Consider the following 18,060-nt stretch of genomic DNA (forward strand, 5'->3'; position numbering starts at 1 on the left):
GCCTCTGTCCCGCAGGATTCCGCTAACCCTGCCACAGCACGGGAGGGGCGCCGGCAGGCCGACGGTCCAGATAACAAGGAACCGTTTCGGCGCCGTGCGACGCAGGCCAGGAGGGAACTCGGCGGGCCCATGACGGGTCAACTCCGCACGATCCCTCAGCGCGAGACCGTCCCCATGCGCATCCTCATCGCCACGAGCCTCTGTCTGGTCGCGACTGCCGCGACTCCCGTCTTGGCCCAGGTGCAGCAGAACAACCCCAACGCCGCCAACCAATCCCTGGAAACCAGCGGCCAGATGCGCGCCCTGCGTCAGGAGCAGACGACCCAGAGCAACACGCTGCGGATGGACATCCAGCGGAACCAGGCCGCGACGCCCGCCCCGAATACAGGGCCGAACGCGATCGGCCCGACCGGCGGCACGGGCGTCATCGGTCGCTGAGGCGCGAAACGCCGCCGACCGGTCTCTGCCGGCTCTCTACTACACGTCCGGCAGAGGCCGCCCCTTCACGACCACCCGCGGCCACCGGTCCAGCCCGATCGGCATGAGCACGGCGATCTGGGGTGGGATCGCGGTGTCGCCCAGCAGACTCGCGAGAGAGATCCGGCAGGCCTCCTCAAGTTCACCGTGGGTGCGCGCACCGGAGGTCTTGATGTCGGCGATCAGGAGCGCCGCGATCTCGTGGGCAAAGGCATCGCCGTCCAACATGCCGGACTCCCGCTCCGTGTCGGATCAGCATAGTCTCCTGCGGGACTTGCGGGCATCAGCATAGAATTGCGTATCCACATACCGATTGTGGATACTTTGTCGCGCTCGCAGGCCGACCGACGCCGCCGTGCCCTGCATCCCGGCATGCATCTGCCTCCCCGCGATGCATACCGGGCAGCGCCGCCCGGGCCCGCGCGAAAGCCGCGGTTAAGGCTCGGCATGCCAGAGCCCGGCCATGGGATGCCGTCCGGGGCGAGGCCGATGAACCTGTTGCGGCGCGTCGCCTCGGGGCTCCGATCGGCCCGCACCTGGATCGCGCTCGGCGTCCTGGCTCCGATGGGCATGGTCGCGGTGTCCGGCCTGATGCTGGCCGACCTCCGCCGGGACGCCTGGGCCACCGCCGAGCAAACGTCCCGGAACCTCCTGCAGGTTCTCGAACGCGATATCGCGCGCAACATCGAGATGTACGATCTCTCGATCAGCGCGGCCGTCGACAACCTCAAGGCGCCGGGCCTCGCCGAGGCCGATCCGCGCCTGCGCCAGCTCATCCTGTTCGACCGCGCCGCGACCGCCCGCGACATGGGCGTGATGCTGATCCTGGACGAGCGGGGCGATGCCGTCGGCGACATCGCGGCCGTGCCGCCGCGCAAGGGCAACTACGCGGACCGCGAGTACTTCCAGGTGCATCGGTCGAGCGCCGGGCTCGGCCTCCATGTCGGGCGGCCGATCGTGTCGCGGCTGGACGGCGAACGGATGCTCCCGTTCAGCCGCCGCATCGACAGGCCCGACGGCAGCTTCGGCGGCGTGGTCCTGGGCACCGTGAAGCTGTCCTACTTCACGCATCTGTTCAGCGAGATCGACCTCGGCCCGGGCGGGGCCATCAACCTGTACCTGACCGACGGCACCCGCCTCATGCGCTATCCCTATGAGGAGGCCGATCTCGGGGCGAACATCGCGCAGGCGTCGACCTTCAAGCGCTTCCTGCGCGAGGGGCGAGGCAGCTTCGTCAGCACCTCCGCGCGCGACGGCGTCGAGCGGAGCTACACCTTCGCGCGAATCGGAACCCTGCCGCTGATCCTGAACGTCGCCCTGTCCACGAAGGACGTGGAGGCTGAATGGGCCGCCAAGGCGACGATCATCGGCGGCATCGTCCTGGTTCTGTGCGGCCTCACGATCGCGCTGTCGCTCCTGTTCGGCCGGGAGCTGCGCCGGCGGGAGGCGATGCGGGCCGAGATGGCCGCGCTGTCGCGCACCGACGCCCTGACCGGCCTGCCGAACCGCCGCTGCTTCGAGGACGCCCTCCGGCGCGCCCTGGACGCGGCCCGGCGGGACGGCCATCCCCTGTCGCTGCTCATCGTCGATGCCGACCATTTCAAGCGGTTCAACGACCGCTACGGGCACCCGGTGGGCGACGCGATCCTGCAGGGCTTGGCGCGCTGCCTGGCCACGAGCGTGCACCGCCCTCAGGATCTCGTCAGCCGCATCGGCGGCGAGGAATTCGCCCTGCTCCTGCCCGAAACGGACGAGGCCGGCGCTCTGCGCATCGCGGACGTGGTCCACGCCGAAGTGTCGAAGCTGACCGTCGCGGCGGCGGGGATCGGAGCAGGCGTCGTGACGGTGAGCATCGGGCTCGCCTGCGTGCGACCGAGCGGCGACCGGAGCGCGACCCTGCCAGACCCGTACCGCTTGGCGGACGGCGCCCTGTATGAGGCCAAGAACGGCGGTCGCAACCAGACCCGCAGCGTCGCGCCGCCGCCCCAACAGGGAGCCCTGCAGCTGGTGCGGACGTCCTGACCCGCGCGCCGGCGCGCTTTCGCGAAATTTTTTGACGAAATCGACACGAAATCCGTGATTTCCTGGACCGGATGGCAAACGGCACGCGGAGAGCCGGAGGCCGTGACGCCGGGACGACGCGGGTGGAGATCGACCATCCGTGGCTCGGACCGGCGAAGAGCGGGTGGATTCCGGAGCGATCCGGTCCCGCAGCCATAGGGTCACGAGGATGGAAGACAGACGCGCGGCACCCCGCAGACGGACCCTCCTCGAGGGTCGCATCGAACTCGCCGGCGGCGGCGTGATCGACTGCACGATCCGCAACATGTCGGATGGCGGCGCCCGCCTGAAGGTCGTCAGCGTGATCGGCGTGCCCGACGCGTTCGTGCTGGCCTACGGAGCCGGCCAGCGCCGGCCGGCACGCATCACGTGGCGGCAGGAGACCGAACTCGGGGTCGCGTTCGGCGACGCCTGACAGGCCGGGACTGCGAGCCGAGGCTTCCACGCCCACCCGTGTTGAGGGGCGGATCGGATGGGCGTGGAAGGCCAGCGCCCGGCTGGTGACCCACCGATGCGACGACAGGGTTAACGTTTCCTTACCGGCCCGCAGGGTCCGTGCGCCGGGCCTGAAGCGTCTCGGCGATCACCACGCCGGTCCGCAGCACGTGGCGATGGGCGATGGCCCCGGCCTCGGCGGCGTTGCGCGCGGCCAGGGCCTCGAACAGATCCCGGTGTTCCCGGGCGGATTCCTCCCAGCGGCTTCCGCTGGAGAGCGCGCGCAGGCGGGCCCACTGGGCCCGGGCCTGGAGCGGCGCGTGCGCTTCCGCCAGCGGGCGGTTATGGGCGGCCGTGACGATCGTCCGGTGGATCTCCTGGTTCAGGGCGAAATAGGCGTCGAGCACCTGGTCCCGGTGCATGCGGTCGAGCTGCGCCTGCTTCCCGCGCAGGGCGTCCATCAGGGCTTCGGAGATCCGCGGCGCCGCGAGTTCCGCGGTGAGGCGCTCGATGCCGGCCAGGGCCTCGAACAGTTCGAGGATCTCCTCTGGCGTCCAGTCCGGGACGCGGGCGCTGCGATTCGGGTGCAGATCGACCAGCCCTTCCGCCGCCAGGAGCTTGAGGGCTTCCCGCAGCGGAGTCCGCGAGACCCCGAGCGCGACCGACAGGTCCGTCTCCACGAGGGTCGCGCCCGCCGGCAGCACGCCGCGGACGATCATGTCCTTGAGCCGCGCCGCCGCCTGCTCGTGCAGTCCGGTCCGGGGCACCTGCGCGGCCGGGACGACCAGGGCCTTCCGGGGCCGCCCCCGGCCTCGTGCGACGACGTCCATCGATCCTCCCGCTCCACCGCGCCAGCCTAGCGCGTCCGTCCGCACGATCGATGATCCATTTTTCGGCCGCTTGCGCTGTCTTATCATGCATTTGCGCAAATTGCATGCAACATGCAGAAAATCCCTTGTCGCACGCCACAGCCTGTCGGATGCTCCGCATGTCGGGGAAGGATGCGATGGACCGATCGAACCGCACGACGCGTCTGGGCATGCTGACGCCCTCGTCGAACAGTGTCCTTGAGCCGGCCACCGCCCATCTGCTCGCCGGCTGCGCGGGCGTGAGCGCCCATTTCGCCCGCTTCCGCGTGACGGAGATCGGCCTGTCGGCGGCCGCTCTGGACCAGTTCGACCCCGAGCCGATCCTGGCGGCGGCCGAGCTGCTCGCCGATGCCCGCGTGGCCGCGATCCTGTGGAACGGTACCTCCGGCGCCTGGCTCGGCTTCGCGGCGGACGAGCGCCTGAGCGCCGCGATCACCGACCGCACCGGGTGCCCGGCCTCCACCGCCACGCTCGCCTTCCGCGACCTGTTCCGCGCCCGGGGTTACGGGCGGATCGGCCTCGTCACGCCCTATACCGGCGACGTCCAGCGCCGGATCCAGGCCAATTGGGGGGCGGCCGGGTTCGACTGCGGCGCCGAGCGCCATCTCGGCCTGTCGGAGAACTTCGCCTTCGCGGAGGCCGGTCCCGAGGCGATCGCCGGCATGGTCCGGGCGGTGGCGGCCGAGGGTGTCGACGCGGTCGCGATCGTCTGCACGAACCTCGCGGGCGCCGCGCTCGCCCCGGCCCTGGAGGCCGAACTCGGCGTGCCGGTGATCGATTCGGTGACCGTCACCCTGTGGAAGGGCCTCGACCTCGCGGGCTGCCCGACGGCGCATCTCGCCGCCCATGGCCGCGCCTTCGCGGCGGACGGGGAGGGCCGTCCGTGAGCGCCGGCGCCGGAACGCCGCTGATCCTCGACGGGATCACCCAGCGCTACGGGTCGGCGCTCGCCGTCGACACCGTGACCCTCGACATCAGGGGCGGGGAGCTGGTCGCCCTGCTCGGGCCCTCGGGCTGCGGCAAGACCACCCTACTGCGGGCGGTGGCGGGTTTCCTGAAGCCCACGGAGGGGCGCGTCATCATCGGCGGCCAGGCGGTCGACCACCTGCCGCCGAACCGGCGCACCGTCGGCATCGTGTTCCAGAACTACGCCCTGTTCCCGCACATGAGCGTTGCCGACAACGTCGCCTACGGCCTCGCGGCCCGGGGCGTCGGGCGGGCCGAGCAGAAGGCGCGGGTGGCCGAGATGCTGGCGCTGGTGCGGCTGGAGCACCTCGCCGGACGCTTCCCGCGGGAGATGTCGGGCGGCCAGCAGCAGCGCGTGGCGCTCGCCCGGGCGCTCGCCGTGCGGCCCTCGATCCTGCTCCTCGACGAGCCCTTCGCGGCCCTCGACAAGAACCTGCGCCTCGACATGCAGATCGAGATCAAGCGCATCCAGCGCAGCGCCGGCACAACCACGCTGATCGTCACGCACGACCAGGAGGAGGCCCTGTCGATGGCCGACCGGGTCGCCGTGCTCAATGCCGGCCGCCTGGAGCAGTTCGCCCCCCCGACCGACGTCTACGACCGTCCCGAGACGCTGTTCGTCAACACCTTCGTGGGCACGGCCAATGTCCTGCACGGCCGGCTCGCGACTGAGCCGGGCGGCGCCCGCGTCGTGGCGCTGGAAGCCGGCGGCCTGCTCCCGGCCGCCACGACCCTGCCGGACGGGACGCGGGTGGCGGCCTGCCTGCGGCCCGAACACGTCGCCTTCGCGGAGGACGGTCCCGGCGCCGAGGGGGGTACCGGGGGCGGACTCGACGGCGTGGTCGAGATCGGCCTGCCGCTCGGCGCCACCCTGGTTCACGAGATCCGCCTCGACGGCGGCGCCCGCCTCAAGACCGCCGAGGCCCGGGCCGCGGGCGCCCGGCCCCGGCCACCCGGCACCCGCGTGCGCCTGCGCCCGACCGCGCCGGAGCGGGTCAGCGTCTTCCCCGATCCCCGCCATTGAGGCCGAGCCCACCGAGGCCGGGCCCGTCGACATCGAGCCAGGAGAGCCGACCATGACCCTGCACCGCCGCAGCCTCCTCGCCGGCGCCCTGACCCTGGGCGCCGCCCAGGCCTTCCCGGGCCTGTCGCACGCGCAGGCGCGCAAGCTCGTCTTCGCGACCTTCACGGGCAGCTGGGAGGAGGCCCACCGGGCGGTGCTGGTGCCGGCCTTCCGCAAGAGTTCGGGCGGCGACGTCATCCTCGATCCGATGCTCTCGGTCGACCAGATCGCCAAGGTCCAGGCCGCCCGCGCCAACCCGCCGATCGACGTGATGCTGCACGATCCGGGCCCCGCCCTCACGGCCATCGCCCAGGACCTCGTCGAGCCCTATCCGGTGGCCCAGTCGGCCCATTACGGCGACCTGATCGCGGACGCGCAGGAGCCGATGGGCCCGGCGCCGTTCTTCCAGATCGTCGGCCTGACCTACAACCCCGAGAAGGTGAAGACCCCGCCGACCTCCTGGGCCGACCTGTGGAAGCCCGAATTCAAGGGCCGGGTCGGCATCACCAACCTCAACTCGACCCTGGGCACCGGCTTCCTCGTGGAGATCGCCCGGATGCACGGCGGCTCGGAGACGAATATCGAGCCCGGCTTCAAGGCGCTGGAGGCACTCAAGCCGAACCTCGCCGCCGTCGCGGCCAATCCGGGTGCCCTGGCGGCCCTCTATCAGCAGGAGCAGGTCGATATCGGGCCGGGCAATTTCAACGCGATCCAGATCCTGAAGGCCCGGGGCGTGCCGGTGGAGTTCGCGGCGCCCAAGGAGGGCATCATCGCCTTCAAGACGACGATCCACATCGTCAAGAACACGCCCGTGAAGGAGCTGGCCTTCAAGCTGATCGAGGCCGCCCTGTCGCCGGAGGTGCAGGCCAAGCTGATGCAGAGCCCGTACCTGATCGTGCCGACCAACCGGAAGGTGGCGATCGAGGGCGAGGTCGCGAAGGTCCTGGCGAAGGACGCCGACGAGCTGAAGCGCAAATCGGTGTTCCAGGACTGGGCCGCGATCAACCGCAGCCGGGCGGCCTGGATCGAGCGCTTCAACCGCGAGATCCGGGTGTGAGCGCCGGCCCGGCCATGGCGGCGGCCGGCGCGGTCGCGGCGCCCCTGCGCCCGGGCCGCGCCTGGACGGCGGCCTACGACATCCGCCTCGCGCTGCCGCTCGCGGCGTTCTTCCTCGTCTTCTTCCTGGCGCCGCTGGCGCTGCTGGTGCTGGTGAGCTTCTACGCCGATCCGGGCATGACCCGGTTCGGCCTCGACCAATACGCCCGGTTCCTGCTCGACCCGTTCTCCTTAAGGGTGCTCGGCGCGACCCTGTGGCTCGGCGTCGAGGTCACGGCGCTCACCCTCCTGCTCGGTCTGCCGCTCGCGCTGCTCCTGACCTGGGCGCCCGGCCGGCTGCGCGGCCTGCTGACCCTGATCGTGCTGCTGCCGCTGCTGACGAGCGTGGTGGTGCGGACCTTCGCGTGGATCGTGATCCTGGGGCGCCAGGGCATCGTCAATGCCGGCCTCCTGGCGCTCGGCCTCACCGACACGCCGCTGAAGCTGCTCTACACCGAGGGCGGCCTCGTCCTGGCGCTGGCGCAGGTGCAGATGCCCCTGATGGTCCTGCCGCTGGTCACCGCCCTGTCGCGGATCGACCCGAACCTCGCCGATGCCTCGGCGGCTCTGGGGGCGGGGGCGTGGCGCACCTTCCTCCGGGTGACCCTGCCGCTCTGCCTGCCCGGGATCGTGGCCGGCTGCCTGCTGACCTTCGCGGCGGCGATCACCGCCTTCATCACCCAGTCGCTGATCGGCGGCGGGCAGATGCTGTTCATGCCCATGTACCTGTACCAGCAGGCCTCCTCGCTCAACAACTGGCCGTTCGCGGCGGCGATCGCGATCGTCTTCCTCGTGGCGGTGCTCGCCTGCGTCACGCTCCTCAACCTCGTGGGCCGCCTGTCGCGCGGCCGCGCACAAGCCTGAGGTCACCATGCGGACGCGGATGCGGCGCGATGTCGACTGGTTCAGCTTCCACGGCACCGTGCTGCTGCTCGCCGGGCTCTGCCTCGTCCTGCTGGCGGCGCCGACCGTGATCGTTGTGGTGGTCTCGTTCACCAGCGGCTTCTCCCTGCGCTTCCCGCCGCCCGGCTATTCCCTGCGCTGGTACGCGGCCCTGGCCGAGGCCGAGCAGCTCCGGGCGGCCGCCTGGAACAGCCTCGTGGTGGCGGGCTGGACGACCCTCCTGTCGGTGGTGCTGGGCACCGCGGCGGCGCTCGCCATCGCCCGGTCGCCGCGCCTCTCCGCGCGGCTCCTCGACAGCCTGTTCCTGTCGCCCCTCGTCCTGCCCGCCCTGGCCTTCGGGCTCGCCGCCCTGATGCTGTTCAGCCTCGCCGGCATCCCGGTCTCGCCGCTGACCCTGATCCTCGGCCATACCGTGGTCTGCGTGCCCTTCGTGGTCCGCACCACCGTGGCGGCCCTGTCGCAGATGGACCCGGTGCTCCTCGAGAGCTCGACCTCGCTCGGCGCCTCGCGCCTCACCACGTTCCGCCGGGTGACCCTGCCGCTGATCCGGCCGGGGATCCTGGCCGGGGGCTTCATCGCCTTCATGGCGAGCTTCGACAACGTCCCGGTCTCGCTGTTCCTGCGCGACGCCGCCACCGACATGCTGCCGATCCGGATGTGGCAGGATCTGGAGGGCCGCCTCGACGTCACGGTGGCGGCGGCCTCCAGCCTGCTGATCCTGGCGACCGTGGTGCTGGCCGTCGTGATGGAGCGGGCCGCCGGCCTGTCCCGCCGGATGGCCGGCTGAGCGCCCGGAGCCTCTGCATGCGGATCCTGCTCCTCAACCCCAACACCTCGGCGGCGATGACCGAGCGCATGGCGCGGGCGGCCGAGGCGGCGCTCGCCCCCGACGCGCGGATCACCGCGCTCACCGCCACGACGGGCCTGCCCTACATCGCGAGCCGCGCCGAGGCGCAGCTCGCCGGGGCGGCCGTGCTGGAGACGCTGGCCGCGCACCAGTCCGGCCACGACGCCGCGGTGATCGCGGCCTACGGCGATCCCGGGCTGATCGCGGCGCGCGAGCTGTTCGACCTGCCGGTGGTCGGCATGGCCGAGGCGGCGATGCTGAGCGCCTGCCAGCTCGGGGCGCGGTTTGCGGTCGTCACCTTCGCGCCCGCCCTGCTGCCCTGGTACGAGGATGCGGTGGCCCTGGCCGGCCTGTCGGCGCGCTGCGCGGGCCTCTACGCCGTGCGCCGGCCGTTCCAGGCGGTCACGGCAGTGCAGGACGAGCTGCGGCCCGACATCCTGGCCCTGGCCGAGCGGGCGGTCGGGGAGGGGGCCGACGTCGTGATCCTGGCCGGCGCGCCGCTCGCCGGCCTCGCCGCGACGCTGCGGGACGCGGTGCCGGTCCCGCTGGTCGACCCGCTGGCGGCCGCCCTGGGCCAGGCGCAGGCGCTGGTGCGGCTCGGGACGCGGCCGCCCCGGGCCGGACGCTTCGCCCGGCCGCCCGCGAAACCGGCCACGGGCCTGAGCGGGCCGCTCGCCCGCTGGATCGCGCACCGCGAGGACGAGTCATGACCCGGATCGATGCGGCGGGCCCGCTCTGGACCCTCTCGGCCACGGCCCTGTGCCGCCGCTACGCCGCCGGGACCGCGAGCCCCGTGACGGCCGCCCGCGCCTGCCTGGATCGGGCCGAGGCCGTGAACCCGGTGCTCAACGCCCTCGTGGCTGTCGATCCCGAGGGCGCGGAGCGCGCCGCCGCGGCGAGCGCGGCGCGCTGGCGGGCCGGGAGACCGCTCGGCCCCCTCGACGGCGTGCCGGTGACCGTCAAGGACAGCCTGAACGTCGCCGGGTTCGCGACCGGCTGGGGCAGCCGGCTCTACGCGGGGCAGGGCGCGGACCGGGACGAGACGCCGGTGGCCCGCCTGCGCGCGGCCGGGGCGGTGATCCTGGGCAAGACCAACGTCCCGGAGCTGACCGTCCAGGGCTACACCGGCAATCCGGTCCACGGGGTTACCCGGAACCCGTGGGACCCGGCCTTGACGCCGGGGGGCTCCAGCGGCGGCGCCGTCGCGGCGGTGGCTTCCGGGATCGGGCCCCTGGCGCTCGGAACCGACGCGGGCGGCTCGATCCGCCGCCCCGCCTCCCATACCGGGCTCGTCGGCCTGAAACCCACCGCCGGCCGGGTGCCGCGCACCGGCGGGCTGCCGCCGATCATGCTCGACCTCGAGGTGGTCGGGCCGATGGCGCGCACGGTCGACGACCTCGCGGCGGCGATGCGAATCCTCGGGGCGGCCGATCCCGGTTCGGTCGCGCCGCACGGCTTCGGCCCGTTCGGGCGTGAAGCCGTGCCGGAACGCCCGCTGCGGATCCTCCACGTCCCGACCTTCGGGACGGCCCCGGTCGATCCCGAGATCGCCGACAGCGTCGCCGAGGCGGCTGGGCGCCTCGCCGGCCTCGGCCACCGGGTCGAGACCGGCCGCTTCGACGCGGCGCGGGCCATCACGGAGGCCTGGCCGGTCCTCGGCCAGGCCGGCATCGCCTGGCTGATGCGGGCGCATCCGGGCCGGCGCGACGATCTGGGCGCCGACATCCGTGCGCTGGCGGAGGCCGGCGCGGCCCTGTCGGCGGCCGATTTGTTCGCGGTGCAGCGGATGGCGCTGGCGCTGCGCCAGGACCTCGCCGCCCTGTTCGCCGACCACGACCTGCTGATGACCCCCGCGGCCGCGGCGCTGCCCTGGCGGGCGGAGGACACCCATCCGGAGCACATCGCCGGGCTGCCGGTTGGACCCCGCGGCTCGGCGACCTTCACGGGCTTCGTCAACGCGGCGGGCTGTCCGGGGATCTCGATCCCCTGCCGCCCCTCGGGCGCCGGGCTGCCGATCGGCTTCCAGCTCGTGGCGCCCTGGGGGCGCGACGAGACCCTGGTGGCGATGGCGGCGGCCTACGAGGCGGCCCATCCCTGGCGGATGGTCTGGGAGGGCAGGGCGCCGTGACCGGCCTGTCGCTCCACGCCGTCGACGCCGCCACCGGCCGGCCGGCCGAGGGGATGCGCGTGCGCGTCCTGAGGGCCGGGTCCCGGCGGCGGGTGATCGCCGAGGGCCGGCTCGGGGCGGACGGGACGCTCGATCATCCGATCGTGCGCACGCGGCTCGCCGCCGGCCTCTACGAGGTCGTGTTCGCGATCGGGGACTTCGTCGGGACATCAGGGGAGGGGTTCCTGGAGGAGGCCGCGATCCGCTTCCGGATCGGCGACCCGGACGGCCATTGCCACCTGCCGCTGAAATTCACCGCCTTCGGCGTCGCCCTGTTCCGCGGCTGCTGAGCCGAGGAACGCGGTCCTCGGGCCCGGGACGGTCGTTGCCGGCTGGGTTCACCGGCACGCCCCTGCGACGGCGCGGACCGGGCCTTTGCCTCCCCGCGAGGTGACCGGGGCGCCCGGAGTGCCTAGACTCGATCCCGGGCGGTGCGGCGCGCAGGAGGAAGCCGATGCGGGTTCAGGCGATGACGATCCCGGCTGCGGCCGGGCGCGCGACGCGCGCCGCCAATCCGGCGCGCCTGATCCTGGCCCTGCTGACGATCCTCGCCGTTCCGGCGGTCTGGGCCGCAGCCGGGCGGGCCCCCGCGGCCGCCCTGGACCCCGACCTCGTGCGGGTGATCCGCTTCATGGCGCTGATCAAGGGCGGGTTCGCGCTGGCGGCGCTGGCCGGCTGCTACTGGCGCCTCGGACGACCCGCGACCGCGTGGCGGAGCCTCGTCTACGTGGCTGGGCCGCCGCTCATGGCGGTCGGTGCGGCCGGCCTGTGGTCCCTGCAGGATGCCGGTTTGGCGGCGCTCGCCCTGCATCTCGGCCTGTTCGCGGTCCTCGCGGCGGCGCTGACCGATCGCGATGCCCTGCCCGACCGGCTCCGCGCGACGCGCCGTCAGATCGTCTCGTAGGCGAACAGGACCGCGATCAAGGTCAGGCCGATCAGCCCGATGACGAAGCAGATGTCGGCACAGCGCTCCAGGCGCATCGAGAGGTCGCCGGCATCCCCCAATCGGATCGACAGGTAGGACGCGACCGCGCTGACCAGGAACAGGACGGCGGTCAGGGCCGCGGCCTCGTCGACGTGGCTCGGCCCGATCCAGCCCTCTGCGATCTTTACGAGACCGATCAGCGTGGTGCAGACGCCGACCATCGTGCCGGCATTGGGGAGGATGTGGCGCGACAGGCCGTCCTCGCCGGATCCGGTGATGGCCTTCCGCCTTTCGGCCATGCGCGCCTCGTACAGGCCTGCACCGGCCGATGCGTCCCCTATACCGCGCCCGTGGAGGTTCGTCATGAAGCGACCGCTCACCACCAGCTTCTCCGCGCCGCCGCCGGAGCAGGCCCGCCCGCCCGAACCGCCGCCCGCCGCGGCGTCCTGGCGCGACGTCGCCCCGTTCGCGGCCGCCCTGCTCGCCACCCTGGAGGCGATCGAGGCCGGGCCGAAGGCGGGACCGGCGATGCGGGCGCACCGCTCCGCCATGCGCCGCCAGGGCGAGTCGGCCGCGGCGCTCGGCGGGTCTGAGGCGCTGGAGGCCGTCCTCCACCAAGTCGAGGAGGCCGACGCGGCGCGGGCCGAGCGGCGCCTCGCGCTCGTCCGCGAGGCGTGGACCGGGCTTTTCGGGGACGGGGTGTGAGAGTGGACAGGACGGCGGACAACAACCCGGCTCACCCGCGACCACTCGGCAGGACGCGCGCTTTGCGGGACGCGCGCCCGTCGTGGGACCGCGGCGTCGCGCACTCGCCGGTCGCCATCCTGCGCCGGCATCGGGCATCGGTGGAGCCATCTGGCTCGGCCTTACGGCGCCTGATCTCACCGGCGCGGAAAGACAGCGACGCTCCTCAGCCTGCCGACGAATCTAAATAGACCTTGGGCCATCTCGTCTTTATATTATCGAAATCCTATTTTTATCGAGGATATATACTAATGATTGATATCCATGACGACAGATCTGCTCGATCATCCGGATCAGTCCGATCATTACGCTGCGACAACATTTTCAGGATCCGTCATAGCGCAATTGCCACACCAGACCTGCACGATGTGGCGTAGAAGAGGGTTCGACTCCGGCATGCCCGGCATCAACAACCTGCTCGTTTGAGGCGCGCGGCGCTAACCGACAGATTCCAGGCGAGTTCGAGAACGCCCGGACTCTGCGGATCCAGGGAAGAACCGGTCCATGTCGAAGCCCCGCGTGTCCATCATCGTCCCGACTTTGAATCGGGTCGAGCTGCTCATTCAGACACTGCGCTCGATCACGCTCCAGGACTATGAGAACATCGAGCTCATCGTCAGCAACAATGGCAGCCGGGACGCCACGGGCGAGTTCCTGTCGCACCTCAAGAGCGACAATCTCCTGACCATCACCCGCCCCTTCACGCTGCCGCTGGAAGCGAACGTCAACGACGCGGCCCGTCACGCGACAGGTAAGTATCTCATTGTATTAAGCGACGATGATCTTATATGCAGCAACTACATATCGACTATGGTAACGTGCTTCGAGGCGGAGCCGGAAGTTCAGGTTGGCCTAGGACGCCGGATCCTGATCGACGGGGACAGCCGGATTATCCACCAATCCGATCCGCTCTCGGCCACAGCGTATGTCGAGCAAGCGGAAGCGTGGATGACACGGTACTTCGCGAGCCGGACAGCACACCATCACATCAACACCATCTTCTCGACGTTCTACCGTCGCTCCGAGTGGCTCGCGTGCGGCGGCCAGCCGACCTTGTCGGCGTCCTTCTTCGCGGACACCGTCCCGTTCGTCGGCGTCAACACCGCGCGATCGAAGGTTTTCTATGCGCCGGAGGCCGCCTTCCTGTATCGCATGCATCAGAGCCAGGAGAGCCGACAGGCAGGCCCGATCGGGAAGCAGACCTTCCTGGGTCTTTTCCAGTTTTTCGAGCGTCTTAAAGAGGTCCTTGGAGATTTTTCGTCGTCTGATGCGCTCAAATCAGCGATCATCGACTACATTATCATGATGTTTACCGGCTCGTGCGGACAGTTCGTTGCGGACGAGAGGATCGATCCGTTGGCTCTGCGCGCGGTGCTGCGGGATTACCTGGATGGAGCACCCCAGCGAGCCGTCAAATCGCCCGATCTTTGGCAAGGTGGGCAGCCTGTGAGGCTGTCCGCGTCGGCCAGCGCATGAGCGCCGTGCCCGCTCGAGATGTCCGGCCGGGAGGCCGCACATGAAGCATCATCGTTATGACGGCACTCGTGTCCTCGTCACGGGTCATACCGGCTTCAAGGGCGCGTGGCTCGTCGCCTGGCTGCTTGACCAGGGCGCCGAGGTGATGGGCCTCGCCTTGCCGCCTCCGGCCGAGAGGCCGAGCCTGTTCCGCGATCTCGCGCTCGCCGACCGGATGCAATCCGCCTTCGTGGATATCCGCGATGCCGAGGCCGTGCGCAGAGCCGTTGCGGCGTTTCGTCCGGAGATCGTCTTCCACCTCGCGGCCCAAGCGCTGGTGCGACGCTCCTACGCCGACCCGCTCGAGACCTTCGCGGTCAACGTCATGGGCACCGCCCACGTGCTGGAGGCAGCGCGCCACACCGATTCAATCCGCGCAGTCGTCTGCGTCACCTCGGACAAGTGCTACGAGAACCGCGAGTGGGTCTGGGGCTACCGCGAATCCGACCCGTTGGGCGGCAAGGATCCCTACAGTGCCAGCAAGGCCGCCGCGGAGATCGTGGCCGGCAGCTACCGGCAGGCCCTGATGCCGGGATCGCGCCTGCGCCTCGCCACCGCCCGCGGCGGCAACGTGATCGGCGGCGGCGACTGGTCAGAGGATCGGCTCGTGCCCGACCTCGTCCGCGCCATCCGGAGCGGCGCGCCGCTCACGCTGCGGAACCCGGACGCGGTCAGGCCCTGGCAGCACGTGCTCGAACTCCTGCACGGCTACCTGCTGCTCGGCGCGCGGCTCCTGGCCGGCGACGACGCGGTGGTCGGTGCCTGGAATTTCGGCCCGGCCCGCGCCAGCGAGGTCGCGGTGCGGCGGCTGATCGAGCAGGCGCTGGCCGCTTGGGGCGGAGACCCCATCCCGGTCTGCATCGAGGCCTCGGCCCTGCGCGAGGCCGGGATCCTCAAGCTCGACGCGGCCAAGGCGGAGGCGGAGCTGGGCTGGCGCCCCCAGCTCGGCTTCGCCCGCACGGTGCGCATGACGATGGAGTGGTACCGCGACTACAGCGCGCGTCCCGCCGATGCCCGGGCGCTCGTCGAAGCCCAGATCGCGGAATACGGCCGGATCTCGGCCGCGGCCGGCCACGCAGACGAGGACAGCGCCTGATCATGCACGCACGTCGCCCCACCCTCCGCTCACGCCCCGCGGGTCGGGGAGACGGCCGGTGAAGGCCGTGATCCTGGCGGGCGGCCTCGGCACGCGCCTGTCCGAGGAGACCGCCACGCGGCCGAAGCCGATGGTCGAGATCGGCGGCCGGCCGATCCTGTGGCACATCATGAAGGGCTACAGCCGCCACGGCATCAACGACTTCGTGATCTGCCTCGGCTACAAGGGGTACATCATCAAAGAATATTTTGCGAACTACTTCCTCCACATGAGCGATGTGACCATGCACATCGCCGAGAACCGGATGGAGATCCACCGGAAGACCGCCGAGCCCTGGACCGTCACGCTGGTCGATACGGGCGACCAGAGCATGACCGGAGGCCGCCTGAAGCGCGTCCGGCATCACCTGGAGGGTGAGGAGATGTTCGCGCTCACCTACGGCGACGGCGTCAGCGACGTCGATGTCACCGCGCAGATCGCCTTCCACCGCGCCCACGGCAAGCGCGCCACCGTGACGGCGGTGCGGCCCGACAAGCGCTTCGGCTATCTCGCCCTCGACGGCGCGCAGGTCACGGCCTTCGAGGAGAAGCCCGACAACGAGGGCGGCTGGATCAACGGCGGCTTCTTCCTCCTCGCCCCGTCGGTGATCGACACGGTCGCGGGCGACGAGACGGTCTGGGAGCGCGAGCCTCTGGAGCGCCTGGCCCGGGAGGGCGACCTGCAGGCCTTCATCCACGACGGCTACTGGCAGGCGATGGACACGCTCCGGGACAAGTCCAACCTCGAGGCGCTCTGGGCGTCGGGACGGGCACCGTGGAAGACGTGGTAAGACGAGCCTCCGGCGCCGTTCGGGCGCCGCCGCAGCCCCTGTCTGCGCCACTCGGGGAGACCTGCATGTTCGAGATCCGCGCGACCGCCCTCGCCGGTGTCATGTCCCTGCGCGCGCCCGCCAGCCGCGACGACCGCGGGAGCTTCCAGAAGCTGGCCCACGGCCCCAGCCTCTCGGCGGCGGGGATGCGGTCCGATTTCGCGGAGATCTACTGCTCGACCTCGCTTCGCGACGTCGTTCGGGGCATGCACTTCCAGGCACCGCCTCATCAGCATGCGAAGCTGGTCTGGTGTCTCGAAGGGCGCGTGACGGACGTGGTGCTCGACCTGCGATCGGGCCGGGACAGCTACGGCCGGGCGCTCTCCCTCGATCTCGAGGGCGGGGGCCGGAACGGCGTTTACGTTCCGGAGGGCTGCGCGCACGGTTTCGCGGTTCGTTCGGATCACGCGACGCTCCTCTACATGGTCACCTCGGTTCACGCGCCGGAGGCGGATCTCGGGATCCGCTGGGACAGCTTCGCGTTCGACTGGCGCATCGACCGGCCAATCCTGTCCGCGCGCGACCGTGCGCACCGGCCCCTGGCAGAGTTCGCGACGCCGTTCTGATGATGCTCGCTAAGCACGCGGTCGCCGCGCATGCTCCCGATCCGCGCGGCGGGGCGGACACGCGATGAGTCAGACGCGCGGATCCTCCCCGACGCGGCCCTCCCGCGACAGATCCTACTGATCCCTCAGGTCATCCGATGCGCGCACAGGATCAACGCAAGCCCGTTCTGATCACCGGAGCCCGCGGGTACCTGGGCGGCCGTCTCCTCCAGCATCTCGAGGCGCGGGGGATCCCCGTCTTCGGAACGAGCCGCTCGGCCATGCCGCCGCCCACCGGCTGGCCCAGCGCGGCGCCGCTGATACAGTTGGATCCCCTCGGGAACCCAGCCGCCGCTGAGGCAGAGCTGGCGGGGATCGACACGGTCATCCACCTCGCCGCTGCCAACGAGAGCCGCAGCGCCAGCGCGCCCGACGAGGCACTGGCCGAGACGGGGGTCGGGACACGGCGCGTCCTCGAGGCCGCCATCGCGGCCGGCGTGAGACGGTTCATCTTCCTGTCTACGATCCACGTCTACGGCACGCCGCTGCGCGGCCTGCTGTCGGAGACCGATCGACCGCGGCCCGTCCATCCGTACGCCATCACCCATCACGTCGGCGAGGCGTTCACACTGGCCGCGCGGGATGCCGGGCGCATCGAGGGGGCGGTCGTCAGACTGTCGAACGTCGTGGGGGCGCCCGCCTGGATCGACGTGGATCGCTGGACCCTTCTCGGCAACGACCTTGCGCGACAGGCCGTCGAAACCGGCGAGCTCGTGATCCGGACTTCGGGCCAGTGGCGGGATTTCATCACCATGCAGGACACCTGCCGGGCCCTGGAACAGATCGCCGCCGCGCCGGCCGAGGCCCTGCACGACGGCATCATCAACCTGGGCAGCGGCACGACGTGCACGGTTGACGCAATCGCCGCCCGGCTCACCCGGGTCGCCGAGCTGGAACTCGGGCGCCCGATCGGCCTTCGCATCCTGGACGCGGGCCACGCAGCACCCCTCGATCCACCGTTCAGCCTCGCCGTCGACCGGCTGCGGGGCCTGGGATTCGCACCGTCGTCAGCCGAAGGCCTCGACGCAGCCCTGGCCGAGACCGTGCGCATGCTCAGAGACGGCCCCCGCAGCGAGGCCGGACGGTCGAGGCGATCCTGACGCCCGCCCCCTATGCCCGCGCGACACCCTAGTGCACTGACTCAGACGGATGGTTCAGGGGATCGGCTGACGGCGGCGAGGATGTCGGTGGCGGGTTTGGTCCAGACGAAGGGTTTGGCGCTCCGGTTGTGCTCGGCGATGTAGCGTTTGATGGCTGCCTGCAGGTCGACGACGCCGGTGAAGGAGCCTCGCCGCAGCCGACGACGGGTCAGCGCTGAGAAGAAGCCCTCGACCGCGTTGAGCCACGAGGCCGAGGTCGGAGTGAAGTGGAACGTCCAGCGCGGGTGCCGGGCGAGCCAGGCGCGCACCTTCGGATGTTTGTGG

Annotated in this window: 22 protein-coding genes and 1 pseudogene; 19 read left to right on the forward strand and 4 right to left on the reverse strand. The window is 71.1% G+C overall.

Annotated features, from left to right (window positions below; translation table 11 throughout):
* Window positions 1–129 precede the first annotated feature (129 nt).
* Complete coding sequence (locus BLT59_RS25185; protein ID WP_244514140.1) at window positions 130–438, forward strand: hypothetical protein; 309 nt, start codon at window positions 130–132, stop codon at window positions 436–438.
* A 39-nt stretch (window positions 439–477) separates the two neighbouring features.
* Here BLT59_RS25185 and BLT59_RS25190 read toward each other — a convergent pair whose 3' ends face one another.
* Window positions 478–705 carry a hypothetical protein gene (locus BLT59_RS25190; protein WP_091787307.1) on the reverse strand — a complete coding sequence of 76 codons (228 nt, stop codon included), beginning with the start codon at window positions 703–705 and terminating at the stop codon, window positions 478–480.
* Between the two features lie 261 nt (window positions 706–966).
* Between BLT59_RS25190 and BLT59_RS25195 the strand changes: the two genes are divergently transcribed.
* Window positions 967–2,499, forward strand: a complete 1,533-nt coding sequence (locus tag BLT59_RS25195) for a sensor domain-containing diguanylate cyclase (RefSeq protein ID WP_091787310.1) — start codon at window positions 967–969, stop codon at window positions 2,497–2,499.
* A gap of 208 nt (window positions 2,500–2,707) precedes the next feature.
* The gene (locus BLT59_RS25200) at window positions 2,708–2,953 is read left to right on the forward strand and encodes a PilZ domain-containing protein (protein ID WP_091787315.1); all 246 of its coding nucleotides are present in this window, start codon (window positions 2,708–2,710) and stop codon (window positions 2,951–2,953) included.
* A 121-nt stretch (window positions 2,954–3,074) separates the two neighbouring features.
* Here the strand turns inward: BLT59_RS25200 and BLT59_RS25205 are convergent, their stop codons facing one another.
* Window positions 3,075–3,803, reverse strand: a complete 729-nt coding sequence (locus BLT59_RS25205; protein WP_091787319.1) for a GntR family transcriptional regulator — start codon at window positions 3,801–3,803, stop codon at window positions 3,075–3,077.
* Window positions 3,804–3,979: 176 nt separating this feature from the next.
* Here BLT59_RS25205 and BLT59_RS25210 point away from each other — a divergent pair, with 176 nt between their 5' ends.
* From BLT59_RS25210 to BLT59_RS25250, 9 genes are all read left to right on the forward strand, one after another.
* Complete coding sequence (locus BLT59_RS25210; RefSeq protein ID WP_244514141.1) at window positions 3,980–4,729, forward strand: maleate cis-trans isomerase family protein; 750 nt, start codon at window positions 3,980–3,982, stop codon at window positions 4,727–4,729.
* Window positions 4,726–5,832: an ABC transporter ATP-binding protein gene (locus tag BLT59_RS25215; RefSeq protein WP_091787325.1), complete on the forward strand. Its 1,107-nt coding sequence runs from the start codon at window positions 4,726–4,728 to the stop codon at window positions 5,830–5,832. Before BLT59_RS25210 ends, BLT59_RS25215 begins: the two co-directional genes overlap by 4 nt.
* Window positions 5,833–5,884: 52 nt before the next feature.
* Window positions 5,885–6,928, forward strand: a complete 1,044-nt coding sequence (locus BLT59_RS25220) for an ABC transporter substrate-binding protein (protein ID WP_091787327.1) — start codon at window positions 5,885–5,887, stop codon at window positions 6,926–6,928.
* Window positions 6,925–7,830: an ABC transporter permease gene (locus BLT59_RS25225; RefSeq protein WP_091787330.1), complete on the forward strand. Its 906-nt coding sequence runs from the start codon at window positions 6,925–6,927 to the stop codon at window positions 7,828–7,830. Before BLT59_RS25220 ends, BLT59_RS25225 begins: the two co-directional genes overlap by 4 nt.
* Before the next feature lie 7 nt (window positions 7,831–7,837).
* Window positions 7,838–8,656, forward strand: coding sequence for an ABC transporter permease (locus tag BLT59_RS25230; RefSeq protein WP_091787333.1), 819 nt, complete (start codon window positions 7,838–7,840; stop codon window positions 8,654–8,656).
* A 17-nt stretch (window positions 8,657–8,673) separates the two neighbouring features.
* Complete coding sequence (locus BLT59_RS25235) at window positions 8,674–9,426, forward strand: aspartate/glutamate racemase family protein (protein WP_091787337.1); 753 nt, start codon at window positions 8,674–8,676, stop codon at window positions 9,424–9,426.
* A complete protein-coding gene (locus BLT59_RS25240) occupies window positions 9,423–10,844 on the forward strand; it encodes an amidase (RefSeq protein ID WP_091787340.1) in 1,422 nt (473 codons plus the stop codon). The genes BLT59_RS25235 and BLT59_RS25240 overlap by 4 nt, the downstream gene beginning before the upstream one ends.
* Window positions 10,841–11,173, forward strand: a complete 333-nt coding sequence (locus tag BLT59_RS25245) for a hydroxyisourate hydrolase (protein ID WP_091787343.1) — start codon at window positions 10,841–10,843, stop codon at window positions 11,171–11,173. Before BLT59_RS25240 ends, BLT59_RS25245 begins: the two co-directional genes overlap by 4 nt.
* A gap of 164 nt (window positions 11,174–11,337) precedes the next feature.
* Entirely contained in the window at window positions 11,338–11,787 is a 450-nt protein-coding gene (locus tag BLT59_RS25250; RefSeq protein WP_091787347.1) for a hypothetical protein, read from the forward strand.
* On the opposite strand, the gene BLT59_RS25255 is transcribed toward BLT59_RS25250, so the two are convergent.
* Window positions 11,772–12,107, reverse strand: coding sequence for a hypothetical protein (locus BLT59_RS25255; RefSeq protein ID WP_091787350.1), 336 nt, complete (start codon window positions 12,105–12,107; stop codon window positions 11,772–11,774). The two genes, BLT59_RS25250 and BLT59_RS25255, sit on opposite strands and share 16 nt — an antisense overlap.
* Before the next feature lie 64 nt (window positions 12,108–12,171).
* Between BLT59_RS25255 and BLT59_RS25260 the strand changes: the two genes are divergently transcribed.
* The 7 genes from BLT59_RS25260 (at window position 12,172) to BLT59_RS25285 (ending at window position 17,736) form a co-directional block, all read left to right on the forward strand.
* Entirely contained in the window at window positions 12,172–12,513 is a 342-nt protein-coding gene (locus tag BLT59_RS25260; protein WP_091787353.1) for a hypothetical protein, read from the forward strand.
* Window positions 12,514–12,816: 303 nt separating this feature from the next.
* A complete protein-coding gene (locus BLT59_RS31490) occupies window positions 12,817–12,978 on the forward strand; it encodes a hypothetical protein (protein ID WP_175544129.1) in 162 nt (53 codons plus the stop codon).
* Between the two features lie 78 nt (window positions 12,979–13,056).
* Window positions 13,057–14,028: a glycosyltransferase family 2 protein gene (locus BLT59_RS25265; protein ID WP_091787356.1), complete on the forward strand. Its 972-nt coding sequence runs from the start codon at window positions 13,057–13,059 to the stop codon at window positions 14,026–14,028.
* Window positions 14,029–14,068: 40 nt separating this feature from the next.
* Window positions 14,069–15,163 (forward strand): CDP-glucose 4,6-dehydratase, encoded by a 1,095-nt coding sequence (rfbG, locus tag BLT59_RS25270; protein WP_091787359.1) that lies wholly within the window; start codon window positions 14,069–14,071, stop codon window positions 15,161–15,163.
* 58 nt (window positions 15,164–15,221) lie between these two features.
* Complete coding sequence (gene rfbF / locus BLT59_RS25275; protein ID WP_091787363.1) at window positions 15,222–15,992, forward strand: glucose-1-phosphate cytidylyltransferase; 771 nt, start codon at window positions 15,222–15,224, stop codon at window positions 15,990–15,992.
* 65 nt (window positions 15,993–16,057) lie between these two features.
* Complete coding sequence (locus tag BLT59_RS25280) at window positions 16,058–16,597, forward strand: dTDP-4-dehydrorhamnose 3,5-epimerase family protein (RefSeq protein ID WP_091787366.1); 540 nt, start codon at window positions 16,058–16,060, stop codon at window positions 16,595–16,597.
* Between the two features lie 137 nt (window positions 16,598–16,734).
* The gene (locus BLT59_RS25285; protein WP_091787369.1) at window positions 16,735–17,736 is read left to right on the forward strand and encodes an NAD-dependent epimerase/dehydratase family protein; all 1,002 of its coding nucleotides are present in this window, start codon (window positions 16,735–16,737) and stop codon (window positions 17,734–17,736) included.
* A 41-nt stretch (window positions 17,737–17,777) separates the two neighbouring features.
* Here BLT59_RS25285 and BLT59_RS25290 read toward each other — a convergent pair.
* A pseudogene (locus tag BLT59_RS25290) lies at window positions 17,778–18,060 on the reverse strand (IS630 family transposase); the annotation flags it as partial.

Origin of the sequence: Methylobacterium sp. UNC378MF (assembly GCF_900103195.1) — a bacterium.
Classification (GTDB): Bacteria; Pseudomonadota; Alphaproteobacteria; order Rhizobiales; family Beijerinckiaceae; genus Methylobacterium.

What these genes read in the sequence shown, in the direction of transcription:
- BLT59_RS25185 (WP_244514140.1), top strand. Translation starts at nt 130, where the DNA reads ATGACGGGTCAACTCCGCACGATCCCTCAGCGCGAGACCGTCCCCATG.
- BLT59_RS25190 (WP_091787307.1), bottom strand. Translation starts at nt 705, where the DNA reads ATGTTGGACGGCGATGCCTTTGCCCACGAGATCGCGGCGCTCCTGATC.
- BLT59_RS25195 (WP_091787310.1), top strand. Translation starts at nt 967, where the DNA reads ATGAACCTGTTGCGGCGCGTCGCCTCGGGGCTCCGATCGGCCCGCACC.
- BLT59_RS25200 (WP_091787315.1), top strand. Translation starts at nt 2,708, where the DNA reads ATGGAAGACAGACGCGCGGCACCCCGCAGACGGACCCTCCTCGAGGGT.
- BLT59_RS25205 (WP_091787319.1), bottom strand. Translation starts at nt 3,803, where the DNA reads ATGGACGTCGTCGCACGAGGCCGGGGGCGGCCCCGGAAGGCCCTGGTC.
- BLT59_RS25210 (WP_244514141.1), top strand. Translation starts at nt 3,980, where the DNA reads ATGGACCGATCGAACCGCACGACGCGTCTGGGCATGCTGACGCCCTCG.
- BLT59_RS25220 (WP_091787327.1), top strand. Translation starts at nt 5,885, where the DNA reads ATGACCCTGCACCGCCGCAGCCTCCTCGCCGGCGCCCTGACCCTGGGC.
- BLT59_RS25230 (WP_091787333.1), top strand. Translation starts at nt 7,838, where the DNA reads ATGCGGACGCGGATGCGGCGCGATGTCGACTGGTTCAGCTTCCACGGC.
- BLT59_RS25235 (WP_091787337.1), top strand. Translation starts at nt 8,674, where the DNA reads ATGCGGATCCTGCTCCTCAACCCCAACACCTCGGCGGCGATGACCGAG.
- BLT59_RS25240 (WP_091787340.1), top strand. Translation starts at nt 9,423, where the DNA reads ATGACCCGGATCGATGCGGCGGGCCCGCTCTGGACCCTCTCGGCCACG.
- BLT59_RS25250 (WP_091787347.1), top strand. Translation starts at nt 11,338, where the DNA reads ATGCGGGTTCAGGCGATGACGATCCCGGCTGCGGCCGGGCGCGCGACG.
- BLT59_RS25255 (WP_091787350.1), bottom strand. Translation starts at nt 12,107, where the DNA reads ATGGCCGAAAGGCGGAAGGCCATCACCGGATCCGGCGAGGACGGCCTG.
- BLT59_RS25260 (WP_091787353.1), top strand. Translation starts at nt 12,172, where the DNA reads ATGAAGCGACCGCTCACCACCAGCTTCTCCGCGCCGCCGCCGGAGCAG.
- BLT59_RS31490 (WP_175544129.1), top strand. Translation starts at nt 12,817, where the DNA reads ATGACGACAGATCTGCTCGATCATCCGGATCAGTCCGATCATTACGCT.
- BLT59_RS25265 (WP_091787356.1), top strand. Translation starts at nt 13,057, where the DNA reads ATGTCGAAGCCCCGCGTGTCCATCATCGTCCCGACTTTGAATCGGGTC.
- rfbG (WP_091787359.1), top strand. Translation starts at nt 14,069, where the DNA reads ATGAAGCATCATCGTTATGACGGCACTCGTGTCCTCGTCACGGGTCAT.
- BLT59_RS25280 (WP_091787366.1), top strand. Translation starts at nt 16,058, where the DNA reads ATGTTCGAGATCCGCGCGACCGCCCTCGCCGGTGTCATGTCCCTGCGC.
- BLT59_RS25285 (WP_091787369.1), top strand. Translation starts at nt 16,735, where the DNA reads ATGCGCGCACAGGATCAACGCAAGCCCGTTCTGATCACCGGAGCCCGC.